Annotated in this window: 13 protein-coding genes and 1 pseudogene; 9 read left to right on the forward strand and 5 right to left on the reverse strand. The window is 46.2% G+C overall.

Annotated features, from left to right (window positions below; genetic code table 11):
* Window positions 1–62: 62 nt before the first annotated feature.
* The 3 genes and pseudogenes from RH46_RS15410 to rarD form a co-directional block, all read right to left on the reverse strand.
* A complete protein-coding gene (locus RH46_RS15410) occupies window positions 63–731 on the reverse strand; it encodes a LysE family translocator (protein WP_006880436.1) in 669 nt (222 codons plus the stop codon).
* Window positions 732–806: 75 nt separating this feature from the next.
* Window positions 807–1600, reverse strand: a pseudogene (locus tag RH46_RS15415) (AraC family transcriptional regulator).
* 71 nt (window positions 1601–1671) lie between these two features.
* On the reverse strand, window positions 1672–2586 hold the full coding sequence (gene rarD / locus RH46_RS15420; protein ID WP_006880437.1) for an EamA family transporter RarD: 915 nt from the start codon (window positions 2584–2586) through the stop codon (window positions 1672–1674).
* A 163-nt stretch (window positions 2587–2749) separates the two neighbouring features.
* Between rarD and recQ the strand changes: the two genes are divergently transcribed.
* From recQ to RH46_RS15435, 3 genes are all read left to right on the forward strand, one after another.
* Window positions 2750–4588 carry an ATP-dependent DNA helicase RecQ gene (gene recQ, locus RH46_RS15425; protein ID WP_006880438.1) on the forward strand — a complete coding sequence of 613 codons (1839 nt, stop codon included), beginning with the start codon at window positions 2750–2752 and terminating at the stop codon, window positions 4586–4588.
* Window positions 4581–4913 (forward strand): DUF3630 family protein, encoded by a 333-nt coding sequence (locus tag RH46_RS15430; protein ID WP_006880439.1) that lies wholly within the window; start codon window positions 4581–4583, stop codon window positions 4911–4913. The genes recQ and RH46_RS15430 overlap by 8 nt, the downstream gene beginning before the upstream one ends.
* Window positions 4914–5113: 200 nt before the next feature.
* The gene (locus RH46_RS15435) at window positions 5114–5782 is read left to right on the forward strand and encodes a 7-cyano-7-deazaguanine/7-aminomethyl-7-deazaguanine transporter (RefSeq protein WP_006880440.1); all 669 of its coding nucleotides are present in this window, start codon (window positions 5114–5116) and stop codon (window positions 5780–5782) included.
* 72 nt (window positions 5783–5854) lie between these two features.
* Here RH46_RS15435 and gppA read toward each other — a convergent pair whose 3' ends face one another.
* Window positions 5855–7345, reverse strand: coding sequence for a guanosine-5'-triphosphate,3'-diphosphate diphosphatase (gene gppA / locus RH46_RS15440; protein WP_006880441.1), 1491 nt, complete (start codon window positions 7343–7345; stop codon window positions 5855–5857).
* A 7-nt stretch (window positions 7346–7352) separates the two neighbouring features.
* A complete protein-coding gene (gene rhlB / locus RH46_RS15445; protein ID WP_006880442.1) occupies window positions 7353–8657 on the reverse strand; it encodes an ATP-dependent RNA helicase RhlB in 1305 nt (434 codons plus the stop codon).
* A gap of 112 nt (window positions 8658–8769) precedes the next feature.
* Between rhlB and trxA the strand changes: the two genes are divergently transcribed.
* From trxA to fre, 6 genes are all read left to right on the forward strand, one after another.
* Window positions 8770–9096, forward strand: a complete 327-nt coding sequence (gene trxA, locus RH46_RS15450) for a thioredoxin TrxA (protein WP_006880443.1) — start codon at window positions 8770–8772, stop codon at window positions 9094–9096.
* Between the two features lie 197 nt (window positions 9097–9293).
* Window positions 9294–10553 carry a transcription termination factor Rho gene (gene rho / locus RH46_RS15455; RefSeq protein ID WP_004745495.1) on the forward strand — a complete coding sequence of 420 codons (1260 nt, stop codon included), beginning with the start codon at window positions 9294–9296 and terminating at the stop codon, window positions 10551–10553.
* A gap of 106 nt (window positions 10554–10659) precedes the next feature.
* Window positions 10660–11655: a hypothetical protein gene (locus RH46_RS15460; RefSeq protein ID WP_006880444.1), complete on the forward strand. Its 996-nt coding sequence runs from the start codon at window positions 10660–10662 to the stop codon at window positions 11653–11655.
* A gap of 93 nt (window positions 11656–11748) precedes the next feature.
* The gene (gene ubiD / locus RH46_RS15465) at window positions 11749–13605 is read left to right on the forward strand and encodes a 4-hydroxy-3-polyprenylbenzoate decarboxylase (protein ID WP_006880445.1); all 1857 of its coding nucleotides are present in this window, start codon (window positions 11749–11751) and stop codon (window positions 13603–13605) included.
* Window positions 13602–13871 (forward strand): 2Fe-2S iron-sulfur cluster-binding protein, encoded by a 270-nt coding sequence (locus RH46_RS15470; RefSeq protein ID WP_006880446.1) that lies wholly within the window; start codon window positions 13602–13604, stop codon window positions 13869–13871. Before ubiD ends, RH46_RS15470 begins: the two co-directional genes overlap by 4 nt.
* A 14-nt stretch (window positions 13872–13885) precedes the next feature.
* Window positions 13886–14599, forward strand: a complete 714-nt coding sequence (gene fre, locus RH46_RS15475) for an NAD(P)H-flavin reductase (RefSeq protein WP_006880447.1) — start codon at window positions 13886–13888, stop codon at window positions 14597–14599.
* Window positions 14600–14721 lie beyond the last annotated feature (122 nt).

Here is a 14721-nt window from a genome sequence, read left to right on the forward strand (position 1 = left end):
CAGGTCTAAAGGTTTGAGTCGATAATTTAACCTTGAATCAAAAATGAGTCGCGATACGAAGTTTACAGTATGTTGGCGAGTGCCATCGTTGACTGCCACAAAATACTTAAGCCGATAAAGCTAAAGACCACGCCACATAAACCGTCGATATAGACCGCTGCGGCTTTTACTTTACGTTGCATTCGCTGGGTCGATAGTGCCCAGGCGAGAAAAGAGAACCACACTAGTGATAGGCTCCATAGAATCACCAACGCGATACCTTTACCGCTTAGTGACATTCCTGCCGGGACCAGACTCGACATCAGGCTGACAAAAAACACCAATGCTTTAGGGTTAAGAATGTTAGTGGCAAAACCACGAGAAAAGGCCTGACGCTTGTTGCTGAGTAGTAAGCTGGTTGACTCAGATTCATCCGGGTTTGTTTTTGGCTGGCGGAGTGTCGTAATTGTTGCCTTCAGGGCTCCATAGCCGAGATAGGCTAGGTAACTGCCTCCGGCAAGTTGTAATAAGGCAAACAAGGTTGGTTGCTGGTGAACCAGATAACTAACGCCGGTCAGGCTTAGAATAGAGTGCAGCAAGATGCCACAAGAGAGGCCAAGTGCAATATAAAGACCCGTTTGGCGCCCATAGCGAGTTGCGTTTTGAACCACTAAAGCGAAGTCTGGGCCAGGACTCATTAAAGCGACAAAGTGAACGGCAGCAAGCGTCGTTAAGATGGTAAGTTCATTCATAGTTAAAGCTGGAAGTAATGGAACATACGCTTAGTGTGCCTGTAATCAACAGGCAAGGATTGTAAAAAACTGACACTAGTTAATTTGTGATGGTGGAACGCCAAAAGTGGCTTTGAACGCCTTGCTGAAATGAGCCTGATCATAGAAGCCGACTTGATGAGCCACTTCAGTACCGCTAACACCAGATTTAAGCAGTTTCATTCCTTGTTCCATTCGCAAGCGACTAAACCAGGCATAAGGAGTTAAACCAACCTTAGCTTTGAAATGGCGCTGAAACTGGGTGGGGCTGAGCTGACACAACTGTGAAAGTTGCTCCAGACGGACCGGCTGATCGAGATTCTCCATCAAATACTCTTTCAGGGTTGTCATCGATTGATTACCAAGAGGCACTGCCTGTTTCTGCTCAAGACTAGCGTAGTGACTAAACAGCCTTTCAAATCCTTCATAAGGTAAACAGTCTTTGGCCAGCTGACTGCGTCATCTTTAGCCAGTAACTGATGGAGTTGCGATAATGGCTGAAACACTTTTGGATCAGAAATGACCAGACTATCGAAGTGAACCAGGCTATTTGGTTGTTTTAGCTGGGCAAGGTCGCTTAGCCACTGGGGCTCAAGAGAAAACACACGAACCTGATAGCCGGAATCGAGAGTTGACTGGCCATCATGCAGTTCATCGGGAGGCATGATAACTAACTGCCCCTGACCGACATGGTGTTTCTCACCCTGATAGTGGAATTTTTGTTGTCCACCGGTGATAAGACCAATATGAAAATCAAGATGATAGTGGCGTGAAAAAGCGAACGACTGATAGTTCGCTTCGATCAGGCTTATCTCTTTATTTTGCGTAGTGTGGTAATTGACCTTATCCATAAATCAAAAAAGCTTGGTGATTATTTCACCAAGCTTATATCCAGTAGCTGAGATTGTCTTGTAAAAAACGATCAGTTGGCTTTGATTGCCTGCCTAGACTTTTTATTGGATTTGAGTCCATCAAAACTGAATACCACCAAGGCTCCCCAGATAAAGGCGAAGGTAATCGCTTTGTCTGCAGTGAAAGCTTCACCGTATACCAGTACCGCAAGCAGGAACATCAGACTCGGGCCGATATATTGGAAGAAGCCGAGTGTAGACAGCTTCAACCGTGTCGCCGCGCCGGTAAAACAAAGTAGTGGCAGGGTAGTGATGATGCCCGCTGAGATCAGCAGTATATTGAGATTCAGCGAATTCTCCATGATGTTGGATGTCGGCGTATCAGCAATCCACAACAGGTAGATTGCAGCCGCTGGTAATAACACTAAGGTTTCAATAAACAATCCAGTTTGCGCTTCGAGGCTGACCTTCTTACGCAATAGACCATAGAAACCAAAGCTCAGCGCTAACGCAATCGCGACAACAGGTATCGAACCAAACACAAATAGTTGCACCAGTACGCCACACGCAGCAAGAGCTACGGCAAACCATTGCAACTTACGTAACCGTTCACCAAGAAATAGCATTCCGAGCAAGACGTTTATCAATGGGTTGATGTAGTAACCGAGGCTGGCATCAAGCATATGATCGGCATTGACTGCCCAAATGAATATCAGCCAGTTTGCGCCAACCAGAATCGCGGTGGTCACCAGATAGAGTAACTTTTGCTTCGACTTAAGCACGTCACGGACGTTACGCCAGCGACGACCAAAATGTAATAAGGCAGCAAGCAGGAAGAATGACCACACCACGCGATGGCTAAGGATTTCAAGTGGAGAGACTTCTGCCAGAGCCTTGAAATAGATAGGGGCGATACCCCACATGGTGTATGCACCAATGGCGAGGAAGACACCCTGCTTGGCTCTTTGCTGTTCTTCTGGAGTCATTGACGTTACTCGTAATCAAGAAATTTACAAAATGAAACATGCAGTATACGAATGACTATCAAAATCACCTAACAATTTGCGGTTTTATTCGCCGTTAAACCCCACTACAATGTGCCCCTCGCGTTTGATGCGCCTATGCCCTGCAATTCTATTGAGATAATTCATGACCTCGACTCTTTTAGCCCAGCAACCTACTGCCGAACAGCCTACGCCTCAGAGCATCCTTGAAGATGTTTTTGGCTATCAGAGCTTTCGTGATGGCCAGCAAGAAGTGATCGATGCAGCGGTAGCAGGGCAAGACAGTCTGGTTATTATGCCGACTGGTGGTGGTAAATCTTTGTGTTACCAGATCCCGGCTTTGGTCCGTAGTGGATTAACACTGGTCATTTCTCCACTGATCTCATTAATGAAAGATCAGGTCGACCAGCTTAAAGCCAATGGTGTCGCGGCGGAATGCATCAACTCAACCATGCCGCGTGAAGAGTTGATCTCCGTCTACAATCGCATGAATTCAGGCGTGATTAAACTCGTCTATGTTTCGCCAGAGCGAGTGTTGATGCGAGATTTTATCGAGCGTCTGGAAGGTTTACCTTTATCTATGATTGCTGTCGATGAGGCGCACTGTATCTCTCAGTGGGGGCATGATTTCAGACCTGAATATGCTTCCCTCGGTCAGTTAAAGCAGTATTTCCCTCATGTACCAGTTATGGCGCTGACGGCCACAGCTGATGACGCAACCCGTTCAGACATTACTCAACGTTTACAACTGACGGAACCTCACGCTTATCTGGGTAGTTTTGACCGACCTAATATTCGTTACACTCTGGTGGAAAAGCATAAACCTATTTCTCAGGTGGTGCGTTTTCTTGAAGACCAGCGTGGTAACTGCGGAATCATCTATTGCGGTAGCCGTAAAAAGGTCGAAATGGTGACCGAAAAGTTGTGCAACAATGGTCTTCGCGCTGCGAGCTATCACGCTGGCTTAGATGCTGATGAGCGTGCTTATGTGCAAGATGCCTTTCAGCGTGACGATATCCAAATCGTGGTCGCGACAGTGGCCTTTGGTATGGGGATCAACAAACCCAATGTTCGCTTCGTCGTTCACTTTGATATCCCAAGAAACATTGAGTCCTACTATCAGGAAACGGGTCGTGCCGGGCGGGATGGTTTACCAGCAGAAGCTATGATGCTCTATGATCCGGCGGATATAAGCTGGCTTCGCCGTATGCTTGATGAAAAAGATGAAGGTCCGCAAAAACAGGTGGAAGCCCATAAGCTCAACGCGATGAGTGCTTTTGCAGAAGCGCAAACGTGTCGTCGTCAGGTCCTGCTGAACTATTTTGGTGAGTATCGTGACAAGCCTTGTGGTAACTGTGATATCTGTTTGGACCCACCTAAACACTTTGATGCCACAGAGCAGGCTCAGAAGGCATTATCATGTGTGTACCGCGTTAACCAAAGCTTTGGTATGGGTTATGTGGTAGAGGTCTTACGTGGTATGCAGAATATTCGTATCCGCGAAAATGGACACGATCAGCTATCTACTTATGGTCTCGGACGCGAAAACAGTCATGACTACTGGGTCAGTGTATTTCGTCAGCTTATCCATAAAGGCTTACTGTTCCAGAACATTACTCGTAACTCGACACTACAGTTGACCGAAGAGGCTCGTCCACTGCTACGCGGTGAGATGACCCTTGAGCTGGCTGTACCGCGTTTAGATACTGCGGCACGAGCGGCTAAGTCAGATAAATTATCGAGTAAGAACTACGATAAAAAGCTATTCGCTAAATTACGTAGATTGCGTAAAGCGATTGCTGATGAAGATGGTTTACCACCATACGTCGTCTTCAGTGATGCAACACTGATTGATATGGCAGAAATTCTTCCAACCTCTTACGGCGAGATGTTGGCTGTTAACGGGGTAGGCCAGCGTAAACTGGAAAAATATGCTGACCCATTCTTAGATCTAATTCAGGAGCACTTGACCAATCATGGCTGAGAACAAAGTCGTCACCCAACAACAAACGGAATTTGGCCTGCACTCCTATCAGGCGGAGGAGGGGCGCATTATCATTCGGGCTCCTCGTTTTGACTTCGATAGCTTCCCTGCTTTAGCTCAGCGTATGCTCGAATTGTTGTCTGCTAGTGTGGTTGAAAAACAGTGGGATGCCGATATTCATTCTTGGCTGATTGATTTTGAAGGCTGTCAGCTGTTTTTGAAATCAGAGCACTACAGTGAAAGTATGTGGTTAGAAGCTTTGTCGATTGATGACAGCAAAGAAGAACTCGACTTTCTCGCTTCACTATTTCAACGTGGTTTTTAAGCAAATAAACTACGCCAACGATTGCTTATAAACTCAAGCTTGCGGCGATAATTGGTTAATGTATAATCGCCCGCCGCGATATTGGTCACAAGCTCAATATCGATTTTTGTTTTATTACATTGTTGGTTAGGCGATTTCCGTGGCTCGGAAATGGTCGATTTGGGTTCCCTCACCCCCAAACCAAACTAAAAAGGTATCGCATGAGTAACTTTACCCCTGCGCAGCAGCGCAAAGCCCTTTTATTATTAGTTCTGTTCCATCTGGTCATCATTGCATCGAGCAATTACTTGGTTCAGCTACCTTTCACCGTCTTCGGTTTTCACACCACTTGGGGTGCTTTCACTTTCCCATTTATCTTTCTGGCAACTGACCTAACCGTACGTGTTTTTGGTGCTCAGCTGGCAAGAAAAATCATTTTCCTAGTGATGCTACCAGCTCTGGCTGTTTCTTACGCTCTATCTGTGTTGTTCTTTGAAGGTCAGTTTCAGGGGCTGTCACACCTCGGTGAATTCAACCTATTTGTTGCTCGTATTGCTATCGCTAGCTTTATGGCTTACTTACTCGGTCAAATTCTTGATGTGCATGTATTCAATCGTCTGCGTCAGATGAAGCAGTGGTGGATTGCACCAACCTGTTCGACTCTGTTTGGTAATGCGATTGATACGGTTGCCTTCTTTGCAATTGCTTTCTACCAGAGTCCTGATCCATTTATGGCTGAGCACTGGACTGAAATTGCGCTGGTGGACTACGGATTTAAACTGGTAATCAGTCTTGGCTTATTTGTTCCAATGTATGGCGTGCTGCTTAACTACCTAGTGAGAAAGCTCACCGCGGTTAACCCAGACTTCAAAGTCGTTGGCGCTAGCTAATCAGATTATCCGCTGAAAACCAAAAAAAGCCCGAGAGACAATGTCGCTCGGGCTTTTTTGTTTATTCGGCTATCAGTATTCGACAATCGATAGTGGCCAGCCAATATCACTTTGACGGTTAGCTTCAATCTCAAGCTCTGCAGCAGTAAGAGGGTTGGCTTTTAGCCACTCTGCTTTGATAGTGAGTGTTAACTTATCATCACTTGAACCAAAGGTGATGTTTGGCTCTAGTTCTGGGTTACGGCGATGAGTCAGCAGCACTGCTAAGCGCAATAGGCGTAATACGCGTTTCGCGCTGGTACCTGATAGTGCATGTTGCTCAGGCAGAGACGTAAGCTGCTCACGGTAACGACGAGCTAGTTCTCCAAGCAGGTGCTTCTGCGCGCGGGTATAGCCGGGTAAATCAAGCTGCTGAAGTAGGTAGGCACTGTGTTCACCACCTCTCTTAAAGTCGATGGTTAAACCGATTTCATGCAGTTTTGCTGCTGTCTCTAGTAAGACGGTAGCTTGTGCTTCCGCGATCCAGTCAGGCTGACATTCAGCCAGTAGCTTAGCGGCCATATCCGCCACTTGTTGACCATAGGCAATATCTAGCTGGTAGCGGCTCTGTACGCTAGAAATCGTGCGAGCACGAATATCATCCTGCTTGAGTTCATCAACCATTTCATACACCAGGCCTTCACGTAGTGCACCGCCAGCGAGTGTCATTGAATCGATTTCCAGCAACTCAAAGATGGCAATTAAGATTGATAGACCACTTGGGAACACTAACGCGCGTTCGAGTGTTAATCCTTCGATTTCCAGCTCTTCAAGGTGGTCGGCCATCATAGCTTGCTTTTGCAGACGCTTAAGTTTGGAGTGGGTAATGACTTCATCCATCCCTTGCGCCAGCATGATTTCCTGTAGCGCCTGAACAGTACCAGAGGCACCGACACACACATCCCAACCAATCTGGGTGTACTGCTGCAAAATCGGCTGTAGAGTCTCTTTTGCTGCTTGAATGGCGTTGTTGAAGTTACTTGCAGTTAGCTGACGATCTTTGAAGTGACTTTCCAGCCAGGTAACACAACCCATTTTAAGGCTAGTGAGTGCTTTCGCTTCAAAGCCTTCACCAATAATTAGTTCAGTACTGGCGCCGCCAATATCCACAACTAAACGGCGACCACTGCCCCCAGAAGTGTGGGCAACGCCTTTATAGATAGTTGCGGCTTCTTCTTCACCACAGATCACTTCGATTTTATGACCAAGGATCTGGTTGGCTTTTTCAAGAAAAACATCCACATTGGTGGCGGTTCGCAGGGTTGCGGTGCCGACAATGCGGATATTTTCTTTCTCGATATCCTGAAGTCGTTCGGCAAACAGGCTCAGGCAGTCCCATCCACGTTGCATGGCTTCCAGACTTAGCGCGTTGTTCTCGTCTAAGCCGGCCGCAAGGCGAACTTTGCGTTTGATTTTAGCCATAGTTTGAACGCTGCCATCAATGTGACGCACAACGAGCATATGAAAACTGTTCGACCCGAGGTCGATGGCTGCGTAAAGCGGAGATGAAACTGCTTGGCTCATAGACGACTTAAGAATCCTTTTGTTGACGTGGACGAGAGCGATGGTTCGAACGACGGTTTCCTGAACGTGAACCTCCAGTGTTCGTACGACGTTGTTGCTGCGGACGGTTTGAACGCATGCGAATAGGTGCTGGAAGATCTTGGATCAACGCACTTGGGTCGTAGTCTGAAACAGGAATCGTGTGCTCAATGTACTCTTCAATTGGCGGAAGGTTAATTGCGTAATCTTCACATGCGAAGCTGATTGAGTGACCACTTGCACCAGCACGGCCAGTACGGCCAATACGGTGAACGTAATCTTCACAGTCGTCAGGTAGGTCGAAGTTGAACACATGCGTTACCTGTGGGATATGCAGACCACGTGCAGCAACATCAGTTGCAACAAGTAAGTCAACTTCACCACGAGTAAATTGGTCTAGGATACGCTCGCGTTTCTTCTGAGGTACATCGCCAGTCAGCAAGCCAACACGGTGGCCGTCTGCCGCCAGGTGACCCCATACCGACTCACACTTATGCTTAGTGTTAGCAAAGATGATGGCACGATCTGGCCACTCTTCTTCAATAAGAGTCTGAAGTAGCGCCATTTTGTGTTCATTAGAAGGGTAGAACAGCTCTTCCTGAATTCGGTGACCTGTTTTCACTTCTGGTTCTACAACAACATGCTCAGGGTTGTGCATGTGCTCGAACGCCAGCTCTTGTACGCGGTAAGAGAGTGTTGCTGAGAACAGCATGTTCAAACGTTCTTTAGGTTCAGGCATACGACGGAACAAGAAACGAATGTCTTTAATGAAACCAAGATCAAACATACGGTCAGCTTCATCAAGTACAACCGCTTGAATGTGGTTAAGGTTAAATACCTTCTGCTTGTAGAAGTCGATAATACGGCCAGTAGTACCAATCAGTACATCTACCCCGTCTTCTAGCTTAGCAAGTTGCTTATCGTAGCTTTCACCGCCGTAAGCTAGCGCAGCTTTGATACCTGTGCTCGCAATCAGAGGTTCAGCATCGTTATAGATCTGAATCGCCAGCTCGCGAGTTGGTGCCATAATAATTGCACGTGGCTGGTTTGGCTTACGACCTTCATGCTCTGAAGTAGTCAGTAAGTGGTTAAAAGCAGCAGTCAGGAAGGCTAATGTCTTACCTGTACCCGTTTGGGCTTGACCTGCGATGTCTTGGCCGGTGAGCAGTACCGGCAACGCCAAGGCTTGGATAGGGGTACAAAATTCGAACCCTTTTTTCTCCAGACCTTCAGTAATTTGAGGGTGTAAACCCAAATCGGCGAACTTCTGCTCTGTGATATGCGTCTTTTTCATTGCTATAGAATATCAGCTTAAGCTTGCAATACGAAAGTAAATACATTCCAATAGGGCATCTAAATACTGGTTATCATCCAACCAGTTCCGAAAAAACACATTGGAGTGGAAGATGAGTGATAAGATTTTGCAGCTAACTGATGACGGTTTTGAAGCCGACGTAATTAACGCTGCAGGCCCAGTTCTTGTTGATTTTTGGGCAGAATGGTGTGGTCCATGTAAGATGATCGCGCCTATTTTGGACGAAATTGCGGACGAGTACGAAGGCAAACTCACTATCGGTAAACTAAATATCGACCAGAATGCAGGTACTCCACCTAAGTTTGGTATCCGTGGTATTCCAACGCTACTTCTGTTTAAAGATGGTAGCGTAGCAGCAACTAAAGTAGGTGCGCTGTCTAAAACTCAACTTAAAGAGTTCCTGGACGCAAACCTGTAATAGTTAGATAAGACCGTGCATCGAAAAGTGCACGGTTTTGTTTTTTGAAAACCAACAAAATCTAGACTAGGCTACTATTTAGTGCTAGTTTATCGCACGTTAATTAAACAAGTTTCTCTTCTTGGTCGATCCTGTGACCAAATCCATCTTAACCTAAAAAACAGATCCTTATTTTGACTAAACAAGTATCCACCACTATGAATCTAACAGAACTGAAGAACAGACCTGTGTCTGATCTTGTTAAACTTGGCGAAAGCTTGGGCTTAGAAAACCTGGCGCGTTTAAGAAAACAAGACATCATCTTCGCCATCCTTAAAGCTCACGCGAAAAGTGGTGAAGATATTTTTGGCGACGGGGTTCTGGAAATACTTCAAGACGGCTTTGGTTTCTTACGTAGTGCGGATAGTTCGTACTTAGCTGGCCCAGATGATATTTATGTATCTCCAAGCCAGATCCGCCGTTTTAACCTACGTACAGGTGACTCAATTGCCGGTAAGATTCGTCCACCAAAAGATGGTGAACGTTATTTTGCTCTACTAAAAGTCAATACAGTTAATGATGACAAGCCTGACAACGCGCGTAACAAGATTCTATTTGAAAACTTGACGCCACTACACGCAAACGAGCGTATGGTGATGGAGCGTGGTAACGGTTCGACAGAAGATATTACTGCTCGTGTACTAGACCTTGCTTCACCAATTGGTAAAGGTCAGCGTGGTCTAATCGTAGCACCACCTAAAGCTGGTAAAACAATGCTACTGCAAAACATTGCTCAGAGCATTGCTTATAACCACCCTGAGTGTGAGCTAATGGTTCTTCTTATCGACGAACGTCCAGAAGAAGTAACAGAGATGCAGCGCCTGGTTAAAGGTGAAGTAGTTGCATCGACGTTTGATGAGCCAGCATCTCGTCACGTACAAGTAGCTGAAATGGTTATTGAGAAAGCGAAGCGTCTTGTTGAACACAAGAAAGACGTCGTTATCCTGCTTGACTCAATCACTCGTCTGGCACGTGCTTACAACACAGTTGTTCCTTCATCAGGTAAAGTTCTTACTGGTGGTGTTGATGCTAACGCACTACACCGTCCGAAGCGCTTCTTTGGTGCTGCTCGTAACGTAGAAGAGGGCGGCAGCCTGACTATCCTGGCTACTGCTCTGGTTGATACTGGTTCTAAGATGGACGAAGTTATCTACGAAGAGTTCAAAGGTACAGGTAACATGGAAATCCACCTGAACCGTAAGATTGCAGAGAAGCGTGTTTTCCCAGCGATTGACTTCAACCGTTCAGGTACTCGTCGTGAAGAGCTTCTTACTAAGAATGAAGAGCTACAGAAGATGTGGATCCTGCGTAAGATTGTTCATCCAATGGGTGAAATCGATGCGATGGAATTCCTCATTGATAAGCTTGCGATGACCAAGACCAATGATGAGTTCTTTGACGCTATGCGCCGTCAGTAGAGCTTAACAGCATTTTATAAAACGCCACCGCTTTGTCGGTGGCGTTTTTGTTTGCATTATCTGCTGATAGTGAGCACAATGGGATGAATGTTAAAAGGAGGTTAACATGCAACAAGGAATGTTGTCGTCGGTACTCCTGTCTGTCTCGATACTACTTGGAGTTCCGACTGTTTCTGCGACTGAAATGCAGCCACAGAGCGTCGAGCAATGGCTTCAGGAGCCACAAGTGCATGATAAAGTTGCTGAGCTACTCTCTTTGGCGATTGAAGATGATATCGATGGCCTAAACTTTGCTCTGCAAAGACTTTCTCTCCCAGTGCAAGAAGTCTCTCGTTATCTTCTGCTCAAAAAAATCGAAGACCAGAATCTAATCATGACGCCTAAAATGGCACTCTTCGTTGAACAGCAAAAATCTATGGTGCCTACCTACCAACTCTTAGAAAGAGGAGATGGGTATGAGTTTACGGTGCCCGCTTTTAACTATCCTGCAATTGCTAATCGCCTGCTAAAACAGTGGCAGCAAGATCAGTCGACTCTGGCTTTTGTGTTAGATGCCGAACGAGGTGAGCTGAACCTCAAACAATGGCTACAAGGCAGTGAATATCAGGTGCAAACCCGAGAAGCCTTGTTAATCAGGGAGCTTGATAGCCTGTCTCCTGAAGCGGTAGTAGGGCTCTCGGAGCAATTGACTAAAGCGGCGGTTGTTAGTTGGCTTCCTTCTTCCGCGGTTATGGTTCGCCTTGCTCAAGTGAGTGAAGACCCAGAAGTCTATAAGTTACTCTGGTTGATGAAAGCTGATTTTAATAGCGAGGCCGAATTAGTCCGCTTAGCCAAGGTGGGTAATGAGTTTTCGTTAAACCAAGTGATTCAGGCGTCGCACAATCCTAGCCTGAAAGAGGCGGCGATAACCGAGCTGACAAAAGTTAGGCCGATGAGCCCTGAGGTTAAAGAGTTTCTTATCTCGCGTATGGCAATTTCAGATGATGCAAGGTTTATTGCTGGTGAACTTGCGAGGCAAGGGTACTCATCATGGCTAGAAGAGCTAGCCAGCACCAATCAGAAAGTGAACAGTCGAGCGATTTTAAGCGTTCTTGGCCAGTAACATTTCAACATATAACCACATAAAAAAGAGGGATCGGTCGATTCCTCTTTTTTGTTATACTGCCTGCAGATTAACCAGCCCATTAGTAGGCCTATGAGTTTTAAGGATTTACGCGATTTTATCGCCCATCTAGAGCAACAAGGGAAGTTGGTACGTATTTCCCATCCTGTTGACCCTGACTATGAAATGACAGAGATCAGTGATCGCACCCTCAGAGCAGGAGGTCCGGCGCTGCTATTTGAAAACCCTATTGGTTATGACATGCCAGTGCTGACCAACTTATTTGGTACGCCTGAACGTGTCGCAATCGGTATGGGACGTCAGGATGTCAAAGAGCTACGTGAAGTAGGCAAGCTGCTCGCGTACCTAAAAGAGCCTGAGCCACCGAAAGGCTTTAAAGATGCACTAGATAAGCTGCCTGTCTTCAAGCAAGTCCTTAACATGCCGGCGAAGCGCTTACGTAAAGCACCGTGTCAGGAAGTAGTCTGGCAGGGTGATGATGTCGATCTTGATAAAGTACCTGTAATGAGTTGCTGGCAGGGTGATGTAGCTCCGTTGCTAACCTGGGGCTTAACGGTCACTAAAGGTCCTAATAAGAAACGCCAAAACTTAGGTATCTACCGTCAGCAAAAAATAGCTAAGAATAAAATTATCATGCGCTGGCTTGCCCATCGCGGTGGTGCTCTAGACTTACGCGACTGGATGGAAACCAATCTGGGTAAACCTTTTCCTGTCTCTGTCGCTTTTGGTGCAGACCCTGCAACAATACTCGGAGCGGTAACGCCAGTACCAGATACGTTATCGGAATATGCTTTTGCTGGCTTACTTCGTGGTAAGAAAACTGAAGTGGTTAAATCTCTGAGTAATGATTTGGAAGTACCAGCGAGTGCTGAAATCGTTATGGAAGGCTACATTGACCCTAACGAGTTTGCCGATGAAGGTCCATATGGTGATCACACTGGCTACTATAACGAGAAAGAAAAGCACCACGTCTTTACCATTACCCATATCAGTATGCGTAAAGACCCAATTTATCACAGCACCTATACAGGTCGTCCGCCTGATGAACCAGCGGTTTTAGGTGTAGCCCTCAACGAAGTGTTTGTCCCAATCCTGCAAAAGCAGTTTCCAGAGATTGAGGACTTTTACTTACCGCCTGAAGGTTGTTCATATCGAATGGCTGTAGTCACGATGAAGAAGCAATATCCCGGACACGCCAAGCGCGTCATGATGGGAGTCTGGTCGTTCCTGCGTCAATTCATGTATACCAAATTTGTAATTGTCTGTGATGAACAGGTTAATGCCCGTGATTGGAACCAGGTCGTTGAAGCAATGACTCAGCATATGGAGCCGACACGTGACACGCTGTTTATAGACAATACACCGATAGACTCACTCGACTTCGCTTCACCTGTTGTTGGACTAGGCTCGAAAATGGGCTTAGACGCTACGATTAAGTGGTCAGCTGAACTCGAGGGTTCACGTAATAGTGACGCTAATTACCCGAGCCTGAACGAACAGTCGATTGCAGACTTTATTAGCAGCAACCCTGAAGTGGTCGACTTCTATATACCAGAGTCATCACATAATAACGGTTTTGCTATTGTTACTATGAACAAGAGCCGTGCTGGTCAGTCGATGGAGCTGGCACAAAAGGTAGAAGCTTTCCTATTAGAGCATGGCGAGCCTAAGTTCGTTGTGCTGTGCGACGACGACGTCAATGCCAGAGACTGGAACGATATCATTTGGGCGGTAACAACCCGTATGGATCCTGCTCGTGATACTAAGCAGGTAAAGCCAACGGAGAATGAGCTATCACGATTAGTTCTTGATGCGACCAATAAGGTTGAAGGTGAAGAAGTTGTTCGAGAATGGGGCACACCTATCAAGAAAGATCCGCAACTTGTGGCGAAAATCGATGCGTTCTGGGATAAGTTGGGTATTCTATGAACCACTCCGTCATTCTGCTTCCACAAAACATACAATTTGAAGTAGAAAATGGACAAACGGTGCTGGAAGCGGCGCTCAACAATAATATCCGCTTTCCCCATCGATGTCAGGTTGGCGCATGCGCAGCCTGTTTATGTCGTAAACTAGAAGGGACAGTCTCTTATCACCTGGAACCAATGCTCACAGAGAAAGAGCAACAACAGGGTTGGATATTTGCTTGCCAAGCCTTCGCAGAAAGTAGATTAGTGCTTACTTTTGAAGAGTAAGCTAGAGGAAGACCATGACTATTCAATGTAAAGTAAAGTCAATTCAGCCGTTGGCTTGCAATACTTACCAAATCTTATTACATCCAGAAAGCCCTGTTAGCTTTAAAGCTGGCCAATACCTGATGGTGGTGATGGGAGAGAAAGATAAACGCCCATTTTCAATCGCAAGTAGCCCTTGCCGTCACGAAGGTGAACTAGAACTGCATATTGGTGCTGCAGAGCACAACGCGTATGCTCATGAAGTCGTTGAAGCGATGAAGAACGCTTTGGAAAATGATGGCGAGATTACCATTGATGCGCCACATGGTGATGCTTGGATAAGAGAGCAGAGCGAGCGTCCAATTCTATTGATCGCTGGTGGCACTGGCTTTAGTTACGTTCGTTCTATCCTTGACCACTGCATCGCACAAAATAAGACCAACCCGATCCATCTATACTGGGGTGGGCGCGATGAACGTCAGCTTTATGCGCAACAAGAGCTAAAAGACATCGCTAGCAATAATAGTAACGTTCACTTCATTCCTGTTGTTGAAGAAGCACCTCAACAGTGGGATGGCAAAGTAGGTAACGTTCTTCAAGCGGTTGAGCAAGACTTCGATTCGCTTGCTGAGTACGACATCTATATTGCGGGTCGCTTTGAAATGGCTGGCGCTGCTCGTGAACAATTCACGTTAAATAAGCAGGCGAGCAGTGAAAACATGTTTGCTGATGCTTATGCATTTATCTAAAAGCCAATAAACACGGTTAAAAAGGGAGCGTTTTGCTCCCTTTTTGTATGCTTTTGCATACAAATTCAACGAACGGTCATTTTTTTCAATTTTATTTGAAAAAGGGGTTGCGCTTAAATCTC

The organism is Vibrio brasiliensis LMG 20546, assembly GCF_000189255.1.
Lineage (GTDB): Bacteria > Pseudomonadota > Gammaproteobacteria > Enterobacterales > Vibrionaceae > Vibrio > Vibrio brasiliensis.